The organism is Pseudomonas sp. JQ36 (genome assembly GCF_053851495.1).
On record NZ_CM132642.1, the window covers coordinates 1,801,709 to 1,822,558 of the forward strand.

At 61.6% G+C, this 20,850-nt stretch carries 13 protein-coding genes, 1 tRNA gene and 1 pseudogene; 8 read left to right on the top strand and 7 right to left on the bottom strand.

Annotated elements, in window-relative coordinates; genetic code table 11:
• Positions 1–5 precede the first annotated feature (5 nt).
• The 7 genes and pseudogenes from ACS4NR_RS08080 to ACS4NR_RS08110 all read left to right on the top strand — a co-directional run bounded on the left by ACS4NR_RS08080 (position 6) and on the right by ACS4NR_RS08110 (position 9,437).
• The gene (locus ACS4NR_RS08080; protein WP_456019641.1) at positions 6–3,104 is read left to right on the top strand and encodes a multidrug efflux RND transporter permease subunit; all 3,099 of its coding nucleotides are present in this window, start codon (positions 6–8) and stop codon (positions 3,102–3,104) included.
• 176 nt (positions 3,105–3,280) lie between these two features.
• Positions 3,281–3,922 carry a DUF1345 domain-containing protein gene (locus ACS4NR_RS08085; RefSeq protein WP_095135918.1) on the top strand — a complete coding sequence of 214 codons (642 nt, stop codon included), beginning with the start codon at positions 3,281–3,283 and terminating at the stop codon, positions 3,920–3,922.
• A gap of 165 nt (positions 3,923–4,087) precedes the next feature.
• A complete protein-coding gene (locus tag ACS4NR_RS08090; RefSeq protein WP_456019643.1) occupies positions 4,088–5,113 on the top strand; it encodes a LacI family DNA-binding transcriptional regulator in 1,026 nt (341 codons plus the stop codon).
• 154 nt (positions 5,114–5,267) lie between these two features.
• Positions 5,268–6,050 (top strand): sugar phosphate isomerase/epimerase family protein, encoded by a 783-nt coding sequence (locus ACS4NR_RS08095; RefSeq protein ID WP_166495788.1) that lies wholly within the window; start codon positions 5,268–5,270, stop codon positions 6,048–6,050.
• Positions 6,043–7,050 carry a sugar kinase gene (locus ACS4NR_RS08100; protein ID WP_456019645.1) on the top strand — a complete coding sequence of 336 codons (1,008 nt, stop codon included), beginning with the start codon at positions 6,043–6,045 and terminating at the stop codon, positions 7,048–7,050. Before ACS4NR_RS08095 ends, ACS4NR_RS08100 begins: the two co-directional genes overlap by 8 nt.
• 96 nt (positions 7,051–7,146) lie before the next feature.
• Positions 7,147–8,438, top strand: a pseudogene (locus ACS4NR_RS08105) (MFS transporter); the annotation flags it as partial.
• A 21-nt stretch (positions 8,439–8,459) separates the two neighbouring features.
• The gene (locus ACS4NR_RS08110) at positions 8,460–9,437 is read left to right on the top strand and encodes a 2-hydroxyacid dehydrogenase (RefSeq protein ID WP_456020375.1); all 978 of its coding nucleotides are present in this window, start codon (positions 8,460–8,462) and stop codon (positions 9,435–9,437) included.
• 605 nt (positions 9,438–10,042) lie between these two features.
• Here ACS4NR_RS08110 and ACS4NR_RS08115 read toward each other — a convergent pair.
• From ACS4NR_RS08115 to fdnG, 7 genes are all read right to left on the bottom strand, one after another.
• Positions 10,043–10,138, bottom strand: a tRNA-Sec gene (locus ACS4NR_RS08115).
• Between the two features lie 7 nt (positions 10,139–10,145).
• Positions 10,146–12,062, bottom strand: coding sequence for a selenocysteine-specific translation elongation factor (selB, locus tag ACS4NR_RS08120; protein WP_456020376.1), 1,917 nt, complete (start codon positions 12,060–12,062; stop codon positions 10,146–10,148).
• Positions 12,059–13,471: an L-seryl-tRNA(Sec) selenium transferase gene (gene selA, locus ACS4NR_RS08125; RefSeq protein ID WP_456019646.1), complete on the bottom strand. Its 1,413-nt coding sequence runs from the start codon at positions 13,469–13,471 to the stop codon at positions 12,059–12,061. The genes selB and selA overlap by 4 nt, the downstream gene beginning before the upstream one ends.
• A gap of 192 nt (positions 13,472–13,663) precedes the next feature.
• Positions 13,664–14,590, bottom strand: coding sequence for a formate dehydrogenase accessory protein FdhE (gene fdhE / locus ACS4NR_RS08130; protein ID WP_456019647.1), 927 nt, complete (start codon positions 14,588–14,590; stop codon positions 13,664–13,666).
• A 3-nt stretch (positions 14,591–14,593) separates the two neighbouring features.
• Positions 14,594–15,259 carry a formate dehydrogenase subunit gamma gene (locus tag ACS4NR_RS08135; protein WP_456019649.1) on the bottom strand — a complete coding sequence of 222 codons (666 nt, stop codon included), beginning with the start codon at positions 15,257–15,259 and terminating at the stop codon, positions 14,594–14,596.
• Complete coding sequence (fdxH, locus tag ACS4NR_RS08140; RefSeq protein WP_095135936.1) at positions 15,256–16,191, bottom strand: formate dehydrogenase subunit beta; 936 nt, start codon at positions 16,189–16,191, stop codon at positions 15,256–15,258. Before fdxH ends, ACS4NR_RS08135 begins: the two co-directional genes overlap by 4 nt.
• On the bottom strand, positions 16,192–19,257 hold the full coding sequence (fdnG, locus tag ACS4NR_RS08145) for a formate dehydrogenase-N subunit alpha (protein WP_456019650.1): 3,066 nt from the start codon (positions 19,255–19,257) through the stop codon (positions 16,192–16,194).
• Between the two features lie 300 nt (positions 19,258–19,557).
• On the opposite strand from fdnG, the gene ACS4NR_RS08150 reads away from it, so the two are divergent.
• Positions 19,558–20,712: a MalY/PatB family protein gene (locus ACS4NR_RS08150; protein ID WP_456019651.1), complete on the top strand. Its 1,155-nt coding sequence runs from the start codon at positions 19,558–19,560 to the stop codon at positions 20,710–20,712.
• Positions 20,713–20,850 lie beyond the last annotated feature (138 nt).

Genomic DNA, 20,850 nt, shown 5'->3' on the forward strand with positions numbered 1-20,850 from the left:
TTTATATGCCGCAGTTCTTTATCGATCGCCCGGTGTTCGCCTGGGTTGTCGCCCTGTTCATCCTGTTGGCCGGTGCGCTGGCCATCCCGCAATTGCCGGTGGCGCAGTACCCCGACGTTGCCCCTCCGCAGATCGAAATCTACGCCGTCTACCCCGGTGCCTCGGCGCAGACCGTCGATGAAAGCGTGGTCAGCCTGATCGAGGAAGAGCTCAACGGCGCCGATCATCTGCTGTACTTCGAATCGCAAAGCAGCCTCGGCAGTGCGACGATCAAAGCGACGTTCCAGCCGGGCACCAACCCGGAGCTGGCGCAGGTTGATGTACAAAATCGCCTCAAAGTGGTCGAGTCGCGGCTGCCGCAAGCGGTCAATCAGCAAGGCTTGCAGGTAGAGAAAGTCTCCGCCGGCTTCCTGCTGCTGATCACCCTGACCTCCAGCGACGGCAAGCTCGATGACGTGGCGCTCAGTGATTACCTGGCGCGCAACGTGATGAACGAGATCAAACGCATCGACGGTGTCGGCAAGGCTCAGCTGTATGGCGCCGAACGCGCGATGCGGATCTGGATCGATCCGCAGAAGCTGATCGGTTTCAACCTGACCCCGGCCGATGTCAACGCCGCCATCGTCGCGCAGAACGCCCAAGTGTCGGCGGGTAGCATTGGCGACTTGCCCAATCCGTCCTCGCAGGAAATCACCGCGACCATTCTGGTCAAGGGTCAGTTGTCGACGCCAGAAGAGTTCGCCGACATCGTGCTCAAGGCCAATCCTGACGGCTCCACCGTGCGCATCGGCGATGTGGCGCGGGTCGAAGTCGGCAGTCAGGAATACCAGTTCGGCACGCGCCTGAACGGCAAGCCGTCCACCGCCGTCGGCGTGCAACTGGCGCCGGGGGCCAATGCGCTGGCGACCGCCACTTTGATCCGGGCGAAGATGGACGAGCTGTCGCGCTATTTCCCGGCCGGTGTCGAATACAAGATTCCGTACGACACCTCGCCGTTCGTCAAAGTCTCGATCACCAAAGTGGTTTACACCTTGGGCGAGGCGATGCTGCTGGTGTTTGCGGTGATGTTCCTGTTCCTGCAGAACATCCGCTACACGCTGATCCCGACGCTGGTAGTGCCGGTGGCCCTGATGGGCACCTTCGCCACCATGCTCGCACTGGGCTTTTCGATCAACGTGCTGACCATGTTCGGCATGGTGCTGGCGATCGGCATTCTGGTGGACGACGCCATTGTCGTGGTGGAAAACGTCGAGCGCATCATGGCCACTGAAGGCCTGTCGCCGAAAGAGGCGACGCGCAAGGCGATGAAGCAGATCACCGGGGCGATCATCGGCATTACCCTGGTGCTGGTGGCGGTGTTCATCCCGATGGCGTTCATGCAGGGTTCGGTGGGGGTGATTTACCGGCAGTTCTCGCTGTCGATGGCGACCTCGATCCTGTTCTCGGCGTTCCTGGCCCTGACTCTGACGCCAGCACTGTGCGCCACGCTGCTCAAGCCGATCGCCAAGGGCGAGCACCACGAGAAAAGCGGATTCTTCGGCTGGTTCAACCGCCGCTTCGAGCAACTGACCGATCGTTATCAAGGCTGGGTCGGTTACGCGCTGAAGCGCAGCGGGCGTTATCTGCTGATCTACGGCGTGCTGCTGATCGGCATGGGTTTGTGCTTTGCGCGTCTGCCCTCCTCGTTCCTGCCGGTTGAGGATCAGGGTTACACCATCACTGATATTCAGTTGCCGCCGGGTGCGAGCAAGAACCGTACGGTGCAGGTGGTCGAACAGATCGAAGCGCACAACGCCAGTGAACCGGGGGTGGGCGACAGCACGGTGATTCTCGGCTTCAGCTTCTCCGGTAGCGGGCAGAATGCGGCGCTGGCGTTCACCACCTTAAAGGACTGGTCGGAACGCGGCAGCGACGACTCGGCTACTTCGATTGCCGACCGCGCCAATATCGCCCTGAGCCAGATCAAGGACGCCATCGCGTTCGCGGTGTTGCCGCCACCGGTCGACGGCCTCGGTACGTCGAGCGGTTTCGAATTCCGTCTGCAGGATCGCGGCGGCCTCGGTCACGCGACATTGATGCAGGCGCGCACCGAACTGCTCGCCGCCGCCGACAAAAGCCCGATGCTGATGAACGTGCGCGAAAGCGCGCTGGCCGAAGCGCCGCAGGTGCAACTGGAGGTAGACCGCAAGCAGGCCAATGCGCTGGGCGTGTCGTTCGCTGACATCGGCAACGTGCTGTCCACCGCCGTGGGTTCTTCCTACATCAACGACTTCCCCAATCAGGGGCGCATGCAGCGGGTGGTGGTCCAGGCCGAAGGCGATCAGCGCAGTCAGGTTGATGACCTGCTGAAAATGCACGTGCGCAATAACGCCGGGCACATGGTGCCGCTGTCGGCGTTCGTCCAGGCAAAATGGACGCAAGGCCCGGCGCAACTGACCCGTTACAACGGTTATCCGGCGATTGCGATTTCCGGCGAACCGTCGCCCGGGCACAGCACCGGTGAAGCGATGGCGGAGATTGAACGTCTGGTCGCCCAAGGGCCGAAGGGTCTGGGTCAGGAGTGGACCGGGCTGTCGTTGCAGGAACGGTTGTCCGGCAGTCAAGCGCCGATCTTGCTCGGTCTGTCGTTGCTGATCGTGTTCCTGTGTCTGGCGGCGTTGTACGAGAGCTGGTCAATTCCGACTTCGGTGCTGCTGGTGGTGCCGCTGGGCGTGCTCGGCGCAGTGCTGGCGGTGACCTTGCGCGGGATGCCCAACGATGTGTTCTTCAAGGTCGGGCTGATTACCATCATAGGCCTGTCGGCGAAGAACGCGATCTTGATCATCGAGTTCGCCAAGAGCCTGTATGACGAGGGTCACGACCTGATTGATGCGACGTTGCAAGCCGCGCGCCTGCGTCTGCGGCCGATCGTCATGACTTCGCTGGCGTTCATCCTCGGCGTGGTGCCGCTGGCCATCGCCACTGGCGCCAGTTCGGCGAGCCAGCAAGCCATCGGCACCGGAGTGATCGGCGGGATGATCACGGCGACGCTGGCGGTGATCTTCGTGCCATTGTTTTTTGTAGTAGTGATGAAGCTCGTACAACGCTTCACCAAACACCACTGACCCCTGTGGGAGCGGGCTTGCTCGCGAAGGCGTCGTGTTAGTCAATACTGATGTAGCTGACACACCGCTTTCGCGAGCAAGCCCGCTCCCACAAGGTCATTCGAACAGTCACGTCAGTGGTCATCCCGGACGTCGCTGGGCTAAGGTGTAAAGACATCCTGGCCCATCGAGTCCCCATGCGCTTTCTCGCCCGCACCCACCCTCGCCTGTCCGCCGCCGCTCTGGTTGGCCTTGCCACTGGCCTGCTGATCCCTGCCGACTCCATCGTCAGCAAAATCCTCATCGGCTGGAATGCCGGCGTCTGGACTTACCTGATCCTGATGTTCTGGCTGGCCACTCGGGCCAAGGCACCGGACGTCAAACGCATCGCCGTCGTTGAAGACGAGAACGCCGGACTGGTGCTGTTCGTGGTGTGTATCGCAGCATTGGCAAGCCTGGCCGCCATCACCCTGGAACTGGCCGGCACCAAGGATCTGGATACTCATCGCAAACTTCTGCATTACGCGTTCACCGCCGTCACCGTGGTGGGTTCGTGGCTGGTGATCGGGGTGATCTTCTGTGTGCACTACGCGCGCCTGTTTTACACCTGGGACGGCAAGGAACCGGCCTTGCGTTTTGCCGAAGGCCTGACCACGCCCAATTACTGGGACTTCCTGTATTTCTCGTTCACCATCGGCGTGGCGGTGCAGACTGCCGATGTCGGCGTGGCTACTCGCGATATTCGCAAGATCGTGTTGGCGCAATCGTTGATTGGATTTGTGTTCAATACGGCGATTCTGGGGTTTTCGATCAATATTGCTGCCGGCCTGTTTGGCTGACGAATACTTGACCTTTTCAGTTATGCAGAGCGCCGCCCGTCGGTGTTCTAACGAAGTTTCACGCGCATTCACTTGACGGAGCGTCGGCTTCTGGTGTTTCCTGAAACCGGTTTCAGCGCCATCGCGGCGCACGGAACGAATAAATCCAATAATAGGTTTCAGACCGTGAACGACTTCTCCGCCGCCCAGCGCAGCCGCGTGACCATGCTTGATGTTGCCGAGCGCGCCGGCGTGTCCAAGGCCAGCGTCTCGCGCTTTATCGGCGATGACCGCGCCCTGCTCTCCGATGCCATCGCACTGCGTATCGAGCAGGCGATCAGTGAGCTGGGTTATCGCCCGAACCAGATGGCCCGTGGCCTCAAACGCGGGCGTACCCGCCTGATCGGCATGCTGGTGGCCGATATCCGCAACCCTTATTCGATTGCCGTGATGCACGGGGTGGAAACCGCCTGCCGTGCGCACGGCTACAGCCTTGTCGTGTGCAACACCGACCGTGATGACGAACAGGAACGCCAGCACCTGGCGCTGTTGCGCTCGTACAACATCGAAGGGCTGATCGTGAACACCCTTGGCCACCACCGTGACGAACTCCACGAACTGCACCGGGAAATGCCGCTGGTGCTGGTGGATCGCAAGGTCGATGGCCTCGACAGCGACATGCTCGGGCTGAACAACCCGCAGGCGGTCGAGATGGCCCTGACGCACCTTGAGCAGCGCGGCTATCGCGATGTGTTGCTGGTGACTGAGCCTTTTGACGGCACCAGTTCGCGGATCGAGCGAGTCAGCAGTTTTCAGCAGCAGATGGCCCAGCGTTCCGGTCTGACCGGTGCGGAGCTGGAAACCGGCGCAGAACTCGCCACTCAACTTCAGAACTTCTTGAAGCAACCGGCGAATGGGCCGAAAGCGCTGTTCTGCGCCAATGGCGTGGCAGCGTTGGCCTGCACCCTCGCCTTGCGCGAAATCGGTTGCCGATTGTTCGAGGATGTCGGGCTGATTGCCCTGGATGATCTGGATTGGTACCCGTTGGTCGGCAGCGGGATTACCGCCCTCGCTCAGCCCACAGCCGAGATTGGCGCGCGGGCGTTTGAGTGTTTGCTCAAGCGTTTGCGGGGGGATGTCGAGGTAGCGCGCAGAGTGGATTTTGCGCCGGTGCTGGTTGAGCGCGGGTCTACCCGAGGATCTTTGCGGTGACTGTTATGGCGCCATCGCGAGCAGGCTCACTCCTACAGGGGGAGCGCATTCCAAATGTAGGAGCGAGCCTGCTCGCGATGGCGCCCGAACGCCCGACGAAGATCAATCAGATTTTTTTGAACAAAAATGAAACCGGTTTCAGAGGTAGATAACAATGAATAAACCTGCCGTTTCCATCAGTCTGTCCAGCTACGGCGCCGAGCTTGTGCGCCAACGCGGGCAGGACTTCTTCATCGATGTGCTGGCCGCTGCCGGCGCTGATCGCATCGAGTGGCGCGAAGAGTTGCTGACCCGCGAAGTGCCCGAGCAACTGCACGCCGCCGCCCGGGCGCAGGGCCTGCAAAGCATTTATTCGTCGCCGAGCGAACTGTGGCTCGCCGGGCAGGCACGGCCCAATCCCGAGTTGATCAGCGCCCTGCAACATGCAGAGGCGTTTGGCTCGAAATGGCTGAAAGTCTCGCTCGGTTACTTCACCGACAACTGTGATTTGCAGGTGCTGAAACAACTGCTGGGCAACAGTCCGGTGCAGTTGCTGGTGGAAAACGATCAGACCTTGCATGGCGGCCGCATCGAGCCGTTCCAGCGCTTTTTCGCGGCGGTCGAGCAGCATGATTTGCCGATCAAGATGACCTTCGACATCGGCAACTGGCAGTGGCAGGACCAGTCCGCCGCCAACGCCGCACGCCTGCTCGGACGCCACGTCGGCTACGTGCACTGCAAAGCGGTAGCGCGCCGCGCCGACGGCAAACTGGTCGCCGTGCCACCGGCCGTCAGCGACCTGCATTTGTGGGAACAACTGCTGCGGCACATGGCCCAAGGCGTCATGCGTGCCGCCGAATACCCATTGCAGGCCGATGACCTCGTGGCACTGACTACCGAGCACGTGGCCGCCCTCGCCCGCCTCGGCCAATCGCGTCTGGAGCCTGCCCATGTCTGACATCGATATTCTGTCGTTCGGCGAAACCATGGCGATGCTGGTCGCCGAGCAGACCGGTGATCTGGCTGCGGTCGAGCACTTTCACAAACGCATTGCCGGCGCCGACAGCAACGTGGCGATCGGCCTGTCGCGCCTGGGTTTCAATGTGGCGTGGCTGAGCCGGGTCGGCAGCGATTCCCTCGGACGTTTTGTGGTCGAGACCTTGATCAAGGAAGGTCTGGATTGCAGCCATGTCGCGGTCGATCACCAGCATCCGACCGGTTTTCAGTTCAAGTCCCGTAACGACGACGGCAGCGACCCGCAGGTCGAGTATTTCCGCCGTGGCTCGGCGGCCAGTCATTTGTCCGTGCAGTCAATCAGCGACACCTTGCTCGGCGCCCGTCACCTGCACGCCACCGGAATTCCGCCGGCGCTGTCGGCAACCGCCCGGGAAATGTCGTTCGAGCTGATGACACGCATGCGCCATGCCGGGCGCAGCGTGTCGTTCGACCCCAATCTGCGCCCGAGCCTGTGGGCCTCTGAGCAAGAGATGATCCGCGAGATCAACCGCCTCGCTGCCCTCGCCCATTGGGTCTTGCCGGGTTTGAGCGAAGGTCGCTTGCTGACTGGCTTCGAAGACCCGGCGGACATCGCCGCGTTTTATCTCGATCAGGGTGCCGAAGCCGTAGCGATCAAGCTTGGGCCACAGGGTGCCTATTACCGCACGCATCTGGATCAGGGTTTTGTCGCCGGGGTGCCGGTGGCCAACGTGGTCGACACGGTGGGTGCGGGCGACGGATTTGCCGTCGGCATGATCAGTGCCCTGCTGGAACATCAGAGCTTTGCCGAGGCGGTGCAACGCGCGAACTGGATTGGCAGTCGGGCGGTGCAGAGTCGCGGGGATATGGAGGGTTTGCCGACCCGGTCTGAGCTCGTCGCCGAATTCGAGGCCGCTGATCGCGAGCAGGCTCACTCCTACAGTGGATCTCCGCCAGTCACAGCTGCAGCGGCAAACACATAACCCTTGTAGGAGTGAGCCTGCTCGCGATGAGGCCCGCTCAGACAACCGATTCATTGAACCTGCTGCGACAAAAACAACAAGCTCAGGAGCAACACCATGAAAACCGCAACCCTCGCCGCCCGCCGTTGGTGGTACATCATGCCCATCGTGTTCATCACCTACAGCCTGGCGTATCTGGATCGCGCCAACTACGGCTTCGCCGCCGCGTCCGGTATGGCCGCCGACCTGATGATCACCCCGGGCCTGTCTTCATTGCTCGGTGCGCTGTTCTTCCTCGGCTACTTTTTCTTCCAGGTGCCGGGTGCGATCTACGCGCAAAAGCACAGCGTGAAAAAGCTGATCTTCTTCAGCCTGATTTTCTGGGGCGGCCTCGCCACCCTGACCGGCGTGGTGTCCAACGCTTACTGGCTGATCGTGATCCGCTTCATGCTCGGCGTGGTCGAAGCGGCGGTGATGCCGGCGATGCTGGTCTACCTGTGCCACTGGTTCACCCGTGCCGAACGCTCGCGGGCCAACACCTTTCTGATCCTCGGCAACCCGGTAACGATGCTGTGGATGTCGGTGGTTTCGGGCTATCTGGTGCAGCACTTCAGCTGGCGCTGGATGTTCATCATCGAAGGTTTGCCGGCGGTGCTCTGGGCGTTTATCTGGTGGAAACTGGCCGATGATCGTCCCGCTCAGGCCAAGTGGCTGAGCGAGCAGGAAAAGCACGACCTGGAAAGCGCCCTTGCCGCCGAACAGGTCGGGATCAAAGCGGTGAAGAACTACGCCGAAGCCTTCCGTTCGCCAAAGGTGATCATTCTGGCGCTGCAGTTTTTCTGCTGGAGCATCGGCGTCTACGGCTTCGTGCTGTGGCTGCCGTCGATCCTCAAGGCCGGCGCACAAATGGACATGATCGAGGCCGGCTGGCTGTCGGCGCTGCCGTATCTGGCGGCGGTGATTGGCATGCTCGCGGTGTCGTGGGGCTCGGACAAACTGCAGAAGCGCAAACGTTTCGTCTGGCCGCCACTGCTGATCGCCTCCGTCGCGTTCTACGGTTCCTACGCCTTGGGCGCGGAACATTTCTGGTGGTCGTACACGCTGCTGGTGATCGCCGGCGCCTGCATGTACGCGCCTTACGGGCCGTTCTTCGCCATCGTTCCAGAGATCCTTCCGGCCAACGTTGCCGGTGGGGCCATGGCGCTGATCAACAGCATGGGCGCGCTGGGCTCGTTCGGCGGCTCGTACCTGGTCGGCTATCTGAACAGCTCCACCGGTTCGCCCGGTGCCTCGTACTTGCTGATGAGCGGCGCGTTGCTGCTGTCGGTGGTGCTGACGATTTTTCTCAAGCCCGGCGCCAGTGATCGTGTCGTGGCCAAAGCCGTAGTCACGCGTCCCGTGCCGGCGCATTCCTGAAGAGATTTTTGCTCATGAAAAAGCAAGTCGTGCTGTACAAGAAACTCTCGCCGGCGCTGATGTCGCGTCTGCAGCAACAGTGTGAAGTGACGCTGATCGAAAGCCTCGACGCCGACGGCTTGATGAAACTGCGCGACGCCCTGCCCGGCGCCCACGGTTTGCTCGGCGCCAGCCTCAAACTCGATGCCGCGCTGCTCGATCTGGCGCCACAACTTGAGGCGATTGCCAGCGTCTCGGTGGGTGTCGACAACTATGACATCGACTACCTGACTCAGCGCAAGATCCTCCTCAGCAACACCCCGGACGTGCTCACCGAAACCACCGCCGACACCGGTTTCGCCCTGATCCTCGCCACCGCCCGGCGCGTGGTCGAGCTGGCGAATATGGTGCGCAGTGGCCAATGGCATCGCAACATAGGCCCGACGCATTTCGGCACCGATGTGCACGGCAAGACCCTGGGCATCATCGGCATGGGCCGCATCGGCGAGGCGTTGGCCCAGCGTGGACATTTCGGTTTTGGCATGCCGGTGCTTTACCACAGTCAGTCGCGAAAACCGGCGGTCGAGGCGCGCTTTGACGCGCAGTACCGTAGCCTTGAGGCGCTACTGCAAGAGGCGGATTTCATCTGCCTGACCCTGCCGCTGACCGCGCAGACCGAAGGCCTGATCGGCGCCGAGCAGTTTGCGCTGATGCGCCCCGAGAGCATCTTCATCAATATCTCGCGGGGCAAAGTGGTGGATGAAGCGGCGCTGATCGACGCGTTGCGCCATCAGCGGATTCGCGCAGCGGGGCTGGATGTGTTCGAGCGTGAACCGCTGAATCATGATTCGCCGTTGTTGCAGCTGAATAATGTGGTGGCAACGCCGCACATGGGCTCGGCGACGCATGAGACGCGGGAGGCGATGGCCAGGTGTGCGGTGGACAATCTGCTGGCGGCTCTGGCTGGGGAGAAGCCGGTGAATCTGGTGAATCCGGCGGCTTGGCAGGGCTGAAAAATGCGCTGAATGGCAGATTGCATTCGCGAGCAAGCTCGCTCCCACAGGGTTCGGTGTGTACAGAATATTTGTGTACAGCCCCCATCCACTGTGGGAGCGGGCTTGCTCGCGAAGGCGGACGACCAGTCGACATAGATGTTGAACGACATACCGTTTTCGCGAACAAGCCCCCTCCCACAGGGTTCGGTGTGTACAGAATATTTGTGTACAACCCCCATCCACTGTGGGAGCGGGCTTGCTCGCGAAGGCGGACGACCAGTCGACATAGATGTTGAATGACATACCGCTTTCGCGAACAAGCCCCCTCCCACAGGGTTCGGTGTGTACAGAATATTTGTGTACAGCCCCCATCCACTGTGGGAGCGGGCTTGCTCGCGAAGGCGGACGACCAGTCGACATAGATGTTGAATGGCAGATTGCATTCGCGAGCAAGCCCGCTCCCACAGGGTTCGGTGTGTACAGAATATTTGTGTACAGCCCCCATCCACTGTGGGAGCGGGCTTGCTCGCGAAGGCGGACGACCAGTCGACATAGATGTTGAATGACATACCGCATCCGCGAGCAGGCCCGCTCCCACAGGGGATTGGGTGATGCTGCGTAATTGGCGGAAGGCAGCCGGAGTCGAACCTGCCCGGGAACGGATGCCGTCCCCAACCGGGTTTGAAGCCCGGCCGCGCCACCGGGCGCGATTGCCTTCCTTTGAACTCAGGGTGCGTCGGCACTGGCCAGCGCGTTGTCGTGGCGGATCACCCGGGATTCGCCGATGCGCCGGGTCAGGCCGAGGCGGTCGAAGTATTCCAGGTACTGAATACAGCGTTTGCGTCCCAAGCCTAGCGCATCACGGAAGGTTGTCACCTGGATCGACGGATTTTCCTGTTCCATTTGCAACAGGATGTCGGCCATACGCCGCAGTTGCCCGTCAGGCAGAAACAGATCGCGCACCACTTGGTGCATCAGACCCAGGCGCGCCAGTTTGCGCAGCAGCAGGCGCACCACGGCATCTTCCGTACCGAGCACTGTGGCGACGTCGCGCACCCAAGGCGGATCAAACCCGGCCTGTTCGAACAGCGGCTGCATACGCTGCCACAGGGTTTCGTCTTCGGCATTCAAACGCACCTGATGATCCGGCAGATGCAACCACGGCCCGCTGGCGTTGATCGATCCGGCGACGCGCAGTTCTTCCAGCAGGCTGACGAAGGTCGAACGCTCCAGCGCCAGACCACTGAAGCGCCGCAGGCGATCGCGATCCGGTCCCATCTGGTCCGGTTCCAGCTCGTGCAATTTTGCCAACTGGCCCAACAAGGTGAACTTCAACAGCCCCCAGCGCTGCACGTTGAACAGCACCGGGCCTTGGCGGGTGTCGATCAGGCGCACGTTGGCTGGTAGCGCCCAGTCTTCACGCGGGCGATTGAATTGACGCTCCAGCCGTTGCGGATCGAGGCCGCCAGCGCTGTGGTCAAGCAGCAGTGGTAACGCTTGTTCAAGACTGTCGCTGCCGGCCAGGGCCTGCAGTTGCGCCAGCCGCTCCGGGCTGCGGCGTTGTCGGGCCGGGGCGAACGGGTCGAGCACCTGACCGCCACCGAGGGTGCGTTGCGCGCTCTGGTCGCGCAGGATCAAGCGATCGCCCTTCACCGCGTGCACCGGGGCGTTGATCAGCAATTGCGCGAACATGCGCTGACCGGGGCTCAAGCGCGAACCTTCGAGCAACGCCACACGGGCGATGACGTCCTGAGTGCCGAGATGCACATGCACCGGGTGAAAATGTTCGAACGTGCGCTCGCCGGGCAGCAGTTGAAACTCGATATCGAGCCGTTGCGTCGGCGCGTGCAGCCACTCCGCCAACAACCATTGGCCGCGATGGATCTGCTCCAGGGTCAATCGATCGCCACTGATATTCAGTGCCACCCGTTGCCCGGCGAAGGCCTGTTCGGCAGGCTGGTTTTGCGCGTGCAAGCCCCGCACCCGCACCGATTTGCCGGACGGCCCGAGGGCCACTCTGTCCCCGACAGAAACCGTGCCCGACAACGCCGTGCCAGTCACCACAATCCCGGCGCCCGCCACGCTGAAGGCGCGGTCGATGGCCAGGCGAAAACCACCTTCGCGGCTGCGCTCATGCACTTCGCTTTGAATCTGCAGCAAGCCCTGGCGCAGCTCATCGACACCCTGCCCGGTCACGCTCGACACGGTCAGTGTCGGCGCATCGGCGAATGGCCCGGCTTCGAGCAAATCCAGAACCTGGCGCTGCACCTCTTCTACCCTGCCCGCTTCAACCCGATCGCATTTGGTGATCGCTACCAGCGCCCGGGGAATGCCCAGCAACTGGACAATCGCCAGATGCTCGCGGGTCTGCGGCATCACCCCGTCATCCGCCGCCACCACCAGCAACACCAGATCGATGCCCTGCGCGCCGGCGAGCATGTTATGGGTGAATTTCTCGTGGCCCGGCACATCGATGAACCCGGTCAGCCCGGCACCGGGTTCCAGCTCCGCGTAGAGATAACCGAGGTCGATGGTCATGCCGCGCTCGCGCTCCTGCGGGCGACGGTCGCCGGTTTGCCCGGTCAGCGCTTGCAGCAGCGAGGTCTTGCCGTGGTCGATGTGCCCGGCGGTGCCGACGATCACGACTCGACCTGCAACTGTGGCAACTGCGCCAGCCACGCCGGCTCATCGTCGAGCTGCCGCAGATCGAGCCACAGCGCATCGTCGTCAATGCGCCCGAGCACCGGGATCGGCAACTGGCGCAATGCCGCTTCCAGATTCAGCAGACAACGCCCGCGCATGCGTTTCGACACCTGCGGGCGCAGGCACAGCGCCGCACTCGGCAACCGCGCCACCGGTTGGCTGCCGCTGCCGATCATGCCCAACGCCTGCACGGCGCTGACCTGCCAGGGTTCGCCCAAGGCTTCAGCCATCGCCGGTTGCAAACGGCAAGCCTGGGCGAGGATCTCGGCTTGCGGGCGAGTCAGCAGGCGCAAACTCGGCAGACGTTCGGCGAGGCGATCCGGATCGCGATACAGGCCCAGCACTGCCTCCAGCGCGGCCAGTGTCAACTTGTCGACCCGCAAGGCGCGCTTCAACGGATTCTTCTTGATCTTCGCGATCAAGTCTTTGCGCCCGACAATCAACCCGGCCTGCGGCCCGCCGAGCAATTTGTCGCCGCTGAAGGTGACGATGTCCGCGCCATCAAGCAGCGCCTGTCTTACCGTCGGTTCCGCTGGCAGCCCCCAACGGGTCAAGTCCAGCAGACTGCCGCTGCCCAGATCCTCCAGCAGCGGCACGCCGTGCCGATGGGCCAACTCGGCCAGTTCGGCGGTGGGCACCCGGGCGGTAAAGCCTTCGATGCTGTAGTTGCTCGCATGCACGCGCATGATCAAGCCGCTGCGTGGGCTGATGGCGGCTTCGTAATCGCGGGCGTGGGTGCGGTTGGTGGTGCCGACTTCGTGCAGACGCACACCGGCGCGGGCCATGATGTCGGGAATGCGGAACGCGCCGCCGATCTCGATCAGCTCGCCACGGGAAATGATGCCTTCCTTGCGCGCACCAAGGCTGTTGAGGGTCAGGAGCACCGCAGCGGCATTATTGTTGACCACGGTGACGGCTTCAGCACCGGTCAGTTCGCGGATCAGGCCTTCGATCAGGTCATCGCGATCACCGCGTTTGCCACTGACCAGATCGAATTCCAGATTCAGCGGATAACGCGCGGCCATCTGCACCGCGTCGATGGCTTCGTCCGGCAGCAAGGCGCGGCCCAGATTGGTGTGCAGCACCGTGCCGGTCAGGTTGAACACTCGCCGCACGTTGCTGCGCTGTTGCTGCGTCAGACGCTCGCCAACCCGCCCGGCGAGCACGTCGGGGCTGATTTCGACGGCTGACAATTGCCCGTGCAACACGTCTGAGCGCAATTCATCCAGCAACTGCCGCAAACCGCTCAGCAACACCTCACGACCATAACGTTCAAGCAGTGGCACACAGGCCGGGTGACGCAACAAACCATCAATGGAAGGCAACCGCAGGGCAACACTCGAAGACATCCGCCACTCCCGAAAACAAAAGACTCTCCGGCATGGCCAGACGCAACGCGTCTAAATACAGCACACCGGCCCCCAATTGTGGGAGCGGGCTTGCTCGCGAATGCGGTGAGTCAGCCACAAATAATCTGACTGACACGGCCCCTTCGGGAGCAAGCCCCTCTCACAAGTTTTTCAGGAGTGTAGACGCTCTGGTCATTCGTCTCCCGGCGCCAGCAACAGATTCGGTGCCAGACGCTGATAACCGTCCTGCGCCAGACGCATGTCGAGCAGCAGGCTGCTGAGATCCGCCGACAACGCTTCGCCTTCGGCATCGTTCTCCAGATAGACCAGTTTCAAGTAGCTGTTGCAACTGGGGCAGACCTCCGCGCGAATCGGCGCCTGATTGGCGGCGTGGCGATCATCCTCTAGGCTCAGGTAATCGAGGCCTTTGCTCGATTCGCAATACACGCACTTGACCCGCACCACATGCCATTCGCAGGCGCACAACGAACACACCAGATAGCGCAGACCGTTGTGTTTGCCGCGATGACGAATGACCCCAGCCATTGCCGGTGAACCGCAACCCGGGCACTGGCTGAGGCTGTCGCCGGGTTTCAGTTGCAGGTTCGGTGCGCTGAGCAGCCAATGGCTCCACGCCGCTTGCAGGCCGGCGCCGAGAAACGGCACCAGCGCCGCCGGCACCATTGAATACTGACCGCTGACCAGCGCCACCGCCCACGCACGCAACTGCCCGGCGCTGGCGCCGCGTAATGTGGCGAGCGCTTCGACTACAGCGGGTTGATCCGGCGCCACATAACGTTGCAATAAAGCACCCAGATAAGCCTGCCAGCCCTCTTCGCGCACCAATGTGTCGGCGGCGAACGGCGGTAAGCCATGTTGCTGACAGGCTTCGATCCTTTGCTGATCAAACGGTGCCGTCAGCGGTGGATCGTCGAAAACCTGCTGTTGAGCCCGGCACAATCCGGCGATCAGACGCAGGTAATCGGCCAGCGGATGCTCCTGAGCCAATTGCTCCAGACGCTGGGCGCGTAAAGTGAACAGATTATTTGGTGGCAGGTGCAGAAACGGCGGCGAACTGGCCGCCGCTTCGATTTCCCCGGGTTCAAGAATGGTTGCCAAAGGTCAGCCCTTTTTGGTGATCGGTCGCTCCGGCACGTCCGGATTGCGTTCATCGCGGGTGATGTCGCGATACCACAGTTCGTGGTGCTTCCTCGCCCAGGCGCGGCTGACCCAGCCATGCAGCATCGCGTCCACCGAGCCCTTGATCCACAGGCCCGCGTAGATGTGAATGATGATGCTCAGCACCAGAATGAACCCGGCCAGCGCATGCAACAGCATCGCCCAGCGAATCACGGTGATGCCGAAATACGCACTGAACCAGGCGCGCCAGATCACCAGCCCGGTGAACAGCAACCCGAGCATGCACAGCAGTAAAGTCCAGAACAGCAGCTTTTGCCCAGCGTTGTACTTGCCCACTGGCGGTACGCTTTCTTCGTCGTTGACCAACACCCGATCAATGCGGCGCATCCACTTGCGGTCGTTGCTTATGAAGAAGTTGGCGCGCCAGAAACTCAGCACCAGACCGAGGAACAACACGAACATCGCTATTCCCATGTACGGATGCAGAATCCGCGTCCACGGCCCGCCGCCGAACAGGTTGGTCAGCCAGAACATCGACGGATGAAACAACGCCAGTCCCGACAGCCCGGCCATGAAGAACAGAATCGCCACCAGCCAGTGATTGGTGCGCTGGTTGGCGGTGTAGCGCAGGATCGTCTTGTTGCTCATGGCCGGTCCTCCCCGCGTGGATCGAAGGTGTGCACCGCCGGGTCGACAACATGTACGGAGGTATCCGGCGGCGTCGGATGTTCATCCTCTTCAACCCGATTCGGGCCGATGCGTACGTAATGGAAGAACCCGGCCAGCACTGCCGCACCCATCGCCAGCAGGCCCAAGGGTTTGCTGATGCCTTTCCACAAGCCCACCAGCGGACTGATGGCCGGCGCCTCCGGCAACCCGGCGTAGATCTTCGGCGTGTCGGCGTGGTGCAACACGTACATCACGTGGGTGCCGCCGACGCCTTCCGGGTCATACAGCCCGGCGTTGTCGAAGCCACGGCTTTTTAAATCGACGATGCGTTCGGCGGCATGTTCCTTCATATCTTCCTTGGTGCCGAAGACAATGGCGCCGGTCGGACAGGTTTTCACGCAGGCCGGTTCCAGCCCGACCGCGACGCGGTCGGAACACAAGGTGCATTTGTAGGCCTTGTGATCCTTCTGCGAGATGCGCGGAATGTTGAACGGGCAACCGGTGATGCAATAACCGCAGCCGATGCAGTGATCCTGATCGAAATCGACGATGCCGTTGGCGTGCTTGATGATCGCGCCGGGACTCGGACATGCCGCCAGGCAACCCGGCTCGGCACAATGCATGCAGCCGTCCTTGCGGATCAGCCACTCGAGGTTGCCAGCGTCGGTTTCGTGTTCGGTGAAGCGCATCAAGGTCCAGGTTTCTGCGCTCAGATCCTGCGGGTTGTCGTAGGTGCCGTGGTTGTGGCCGACCTCGTCGCGCAGCTCGTTCCATTCCGAGCAGGCGACCTGGCAGGCCTTGCAACCAATGCATTTGGTGGTGTCGATCAGCTTGGCCACCGCCTCCTGATTCCTCACCGAGGGCGGCACCGTGGTGGTGGCCGAGCGGGCAATGATGTCTTGGCTGGCCATTTACAGTTTCTCCACGTTGACCAGGAATGACTTGGATTCCGGGGTCTGTGTGTTGCCATCGCCGAGGAACGGCACCAGGGTGTTGGTCAGGTAACCGTGGCGTGTCTGACCGGTGAATCCCCAGTGCAGCGGGATGCCGATCTGATGCACCACCTGGCCGTTGACCTGCAGCGGCCGGATGCGTTTGGTCACCACCGCCACCGCCTCGATGAACCCGCGTTTGCAGCTGACCCGCACCCGATCTCCCGCCGCAATGCCCTTCTCCTTCGCCAGCACTTCGCCGATCTCGACGAACTGCTCGGGCTGGGCAATCGCATTCAACTTGCAATGCTTGCTCCAGAAGTGGAAGTGCTCGGTCAACCGGTAACTGGTGCCGGCGTACGGGAAGTCCTTGGCTTCGCCGAGGCTTTCCCAGACCGAATCGAAGATCCGCGCCGCCGGATTGCTGATGGCTTTCTTGTTTTGCGGGTGCAGCGGATTGATGCCGATCGGCGTTTCGAACGGCTCGTAGTGCTCGGGGAATGGCCCTTCGTTCATCTTGTCGACGGCGAAGAACCGCGCCACGCCTTCCGGGTTCATGATGAACGGGTTCATCCCGGCTTCCGGCGGCACATCGGCCTTGTAGTCCGGCACATCGGTGCCGCCCCAGGCCTTGCCGTTCCACCACACCAGACGTTTTTTCGGATCCCACGGTTTGCCGGCGACATCCGCCGAAGCGCGGTTGTAGAGGATCCGCCGGTTGGCCGGCCACGCCCAGGCCCAGCCCTGATGCTGATGCATGCCATACGGGTCGGCATTGTCACGTCGGGCCATCTGGTTACCGGCCTCAGTCCAGCTGCCGGCGAAGATCCAGCAACCGGACGCGGTGCTGCCGTCATCCTTGAGCAGACCGAACCCGGCCAGTTGCGAACCGGCCTTGACCACCACGCCGCTGGCATCGGTGAAGTCGACCATGGCGCTGCCGTTGATTTCCTTGGCCAGCTCCTCCGGCGATGGCTCGTCAGGGATCTTGTACGGCCATGACAGGTTCAGCAGCGGATCGGGGAACTTGCCGCCCTCGGCCTGATAACGCTTGCGCAGGCGCAGGAAGAGTTCGCTCATGATGCGGATGTCGGTTTGCGCTTCGCCGGGGCCGTCGGCGCCTTTCCAGTGCCATTGCAGCCAGCGGCTGCTGTTGACCAGCGAGCCGTCCTCCTCGGCAAAGCAGGTGGTCGGCAGGCGAATCACTTCGGTCTGGATCTCGGCGCTTTTCACATCGTTGTATGGCCCGACGTTTTGCCAGAACTCCGAGGTTTCGGTGGCCAGCGGGTCCATCACCACCAGCCATTTGAGCTTGGCCAGTGCGCCCATTACCCGGTTTTTGTCCGGCAGCGCAGCGATCGGATTGAAGCCTTGGCAGAAGTAGCCGTTGACCTTGCCTTGGCTCATCAGGTCGAACATCTTCAGGACGTCGTAATTCGGGATATCCAGTTTCGGCAGGTAATCGTAATTCCAGTTGTTCTCCAGCGTGGCGTTGGCGCCGTACCACGACTTCATCAGGCTGACGTGGAATTTGCTGTAGTTCTGCCAGTAGGACAGTTGCCCCGGACGCAATGGCACTTGTGTGCGTTTTTTAATGAACGCGGGGTAGTCCTGCTCGGCGTCGCTGCCCAAAGTCAGATAGCCCGGCAACGCGTTGGACAACAACCCGAGGTCGGTCAGGCCCTGAATGTTCGAGTGCCCACGCAAGGCATTGACCCCGCCGCCGGGCATGCCGACGTTGCCCAGCAGCAGTTGCACCATCGCCGCGCTGCGGATGATCTGCGCGCCGATCGAGTGCTGCGTCCAGCCGAGGGCATAGAGAATGGTCATGGTCTTGCCGGGCGTTGAGCACGTGGCAATCTCATCCCAGATTTTCTGCATGGCATCGACCGGCATCCCACAGATCTGGCTGGCCAGATCAATGTTGTAGCGGCTGTAATGCTGCTTCATCAATTGATAGACGCAGCGCGGATCCTGCAGGGTCGGGTCGACTTTGACGAAGCCGTCCTCGCCCAGCTCGTAACCCCAGCCGGATTTGTCGGTGTAGCTGCGTTTAGCCGCGTCATAGCCGCTGAAGATGCCGTCCTCAAAGCCATAGCCCGCTTTGACGATGAACGAAACGTCGGTGTAGTTGCGCACGTATTCGTGCTGGATCTTGTCCTGAGTCAGCAGGTAATTGATCAGCCCGCCCATGAAGGCGATGTCGGTACCGGTGCGGATCGGCGCGTAATAGTCGGCCACCGAAGCGGTCCGGGTAAAACGCGGGTCGACCACAATCAGCCGCGCCGCGTTATGCGCCTTGGCCTCGGTCACCCATTTGAAGCCGCAGGGATGCGCTTCTGCTGCGTTGCCACCCATCACCAGGATCAGATTCGCGTTGGCGATATCGGTCCAGGTGTTGGTCATGGCTCCACGGCCGTACGTCGGGGCAAGACTTGCCACCGTCGGGCCGTGTCAGACACGCGCCTGGTTATCGAACCCCAGCATGCCGAGACTGCGAATCACCTTCTGAGTGATGTAGCCGGCTTCGTTGGACGCGGCCGACGCGGCGAGGAACCCGGTGGTCAGCCAACGATTCACCGTTTGCCCGCTGTCGTTCTTCTCGATGAAGTTGGCGTCACGGTCGGCCTTCATCAGGTCGGCGATGCGATCCAGCGCCTCGTCCCAACTGATGCGGGTCCATTCGCTGCTGCCGGGTTTGCGCGTTTGCGGATACTGCAAGCGGCCCGGGCTGTGAATGAAGTCCAGCAGGCCAGCGCCTTTTGGACACAGGGTGCCGCGGTTGACCGGGTGGTCGGCGTCGCCCTCGATGTGAATGATATTTTGCGCGACGTTCTTCGAGGTATCGCCCTGGCTGTACATGATCAACCCGCAACCGACCGAGCAATACGGGCAGGTGTTGCGGGTTTCATGGGTGTGGGCAAGCTTGAAGTGGCGCACCTGCTCGGCGAAGGCCTGCGTCGGGGCCATGCCCAACGCGCCCAGGCTAGAGCCTGCAAGGCCGATACCGGCGACCTTGAAGAATTGACGACGGCTGAGATCCATCGTGCACTCCTGATCAGGTGGAACCCGGTACTTGAGCCGGGCTTTTTCTGGACAAACACGGTTACGGCAGAATGCCTGCCGGCTTTTTCACTGTAGACAATGACCACACACTCTGTGTGAAAACCGACCGTCGGCCGTTTGTCGGCTAACCCCATTCCCCTGTAGGAGCTGCCGAAGGCTGCGATCTTTTGATTTTGGTTTTTTAAAACAAGATCAAAAGATCGCAGCCTTCGGCAGCTCCTACAGGGGTTCCGGGTTTATCATGACGCCCATGAACAACCCGCCTTCACGAGACCGCGCATGACTTTCGATTTTGATCAGGTATTCGACCGCCACCACACCGGCAGCACCAAGTGGAGCCGCTACCCGGCCGATGTGTTGCCGATGTGGGTCGCTGATATGGATTTCGCCGCGCCGCCGGTAATCATCGAGGCACTGCAGCAGCGTCTGTTGCACCCGCTGGTGGGTTACAGCGTGGCGCAGGACAACCTGCGTGAAGCCATCGTCGCCGACCTGTTGAACAAGTTCGCCTGGAAGGTCAAACCGCAGGAGCTGATCTTCCTGCCGGGCGTTGAATCGGGTTTCAACATGGCTTTGAAAGCGCTGGTGCAGCCGCAGCAGAATGTTGTGGTGCAGGTGCCGAACTACCCGCCGCTGCGGCATGCGCCGGGGCATTGGGGGCTGAACAAGGTCGAGCTGGAATTCGTCGCCCAGGCCGATGGCACTTATGCCACCCCACTGGAGACCCTGCGCGAGTCGCTGAACGGTGGCGGCGCCCTGCTCCTGAGCAACCCGCACAACCCGATCGGCAAGGTCTTTGCCCGTGAGGAGCTGCAAGCCGTAGCGGATATCTGTGCGGCACAGGACGCCTGGATCATCTCCGACGAGATCCACGCCGAGCTGTGCTTCGACGGCCGCGTGCACATTCCGACCGCCTCCCTGAGCCCGGAAATCGCCAAACGTACGATCACCCTGATGTCGGCGAGCAAGGCCTACAACATCGCCGGCCTCAAAACCTCGTTCATGATCATCCAAGACGCCGCCCTGCGCGAGCGCGTCAACCACGCCCGTTGTGGCATGGTCGATAGCGTCAACCCGCTGGGCATGGAAGCCACCCGCGTCGCCTACAGCGAAGGCGCGCCGTGGCTGGCCGAGCTGAAAACCTATCTGCAGGCCAACCGCGACTGGCTGGTGGATGCGGTGCGCAGCCGCTTGCCGGGCGTGACGATCAATGTGCCGCAGGGAACCTATCTGGCGTGGCTCGATTGCTCGGCGCTGGACCTGGACAATCCGCAGCAGTTCTTTCTTGAGCAGGCCAGAGTTGGTCTGAGCGCGGGGCTGGATTTTGGTGATCAGCACCAACAATTCGTGCGCCTGAACTTCGGCTGCCCGCGGTCGTTGCTCGAAGAGGGCATCAGTCGCATGGAGCGTGCCCTGACAAACCGCAATATCTGAAAACACCACCAATCTGTAGGAGTGAGCCTGCTCGCGATAGCTGACTGACATTCAACATCAATGTCGGCTGATACACCGCCATCGCGAGCAGGCTCACTCCTACAATGGTTTTGTGGTCATCCAAAATCCGATCGAACT

Bases quoted from the DNA above. Each gene is read 5' to 3' on its own strand.
- ACS4NR_RS08110 (WP_456020375.1), top strand. From the start codon at position 8,460: ATGAAAAAGCAAGTCGTGCTGTACAAGAAACTCTCGCCGGCGCTGATG.
- selA (WP_456019646.1), bottom strand. From the start codon at position 13,471: ATGTCTTCGAGTGTTGCCCTGCGGTTGCCTTCCATTGATGGTTTGTTG.
- ACS4NR_RS08095 (WP_166495788.1), top strand. From the start codon at position 5,268: ATGAATAAACCTGCCGTTTCCATCAGTCTGTCCAGCTACGGCGCCGAG.
- ACS4NR_RS08080 (WP_456019641.1), top strand. From the start codon at position 6: ATGCCGCAGTTCTTTATCGATCGCCCGGTGTTCGCCTGGGTTGTCGCC.
- ACS4NR_RS08085 (WP_095135918.1), top strand. From the start codon at position 3,281: ATGCGCTTTCTCGCCCGCACCCACCCTCGCCTGTCCGCCGCCGCTCTG.
- ACS4NR_RS08100 (WP_456019645.1), top strand. From the start codon at position 6,043: ATGTCTGACATCGATATTCTGTCGTTCGGCGAAACCATGGCGATGCTG.
- fdxH (WP_095135936.1), bottom strand. From the start codon at position 16,191: ATGGCCAGCCAAGACATCATTGCCCGCTCGGCCACCACCACGGTGCCG.
- ACS4NR_RS08135 (WP_456019649.1), bottom strand. From the start codon at position 15,259: ATGAGCAACAAGACGATCCTGCGCTACACCGCCAACCAGCGCACCAAT.
- ACS4NR_RS08150 (WP_456019651.1), top strand. From the start codon at position 19,558: ATGACTTTCGATTTTGATCAGGTATTCGACCGCCACCACACCGGCAGC.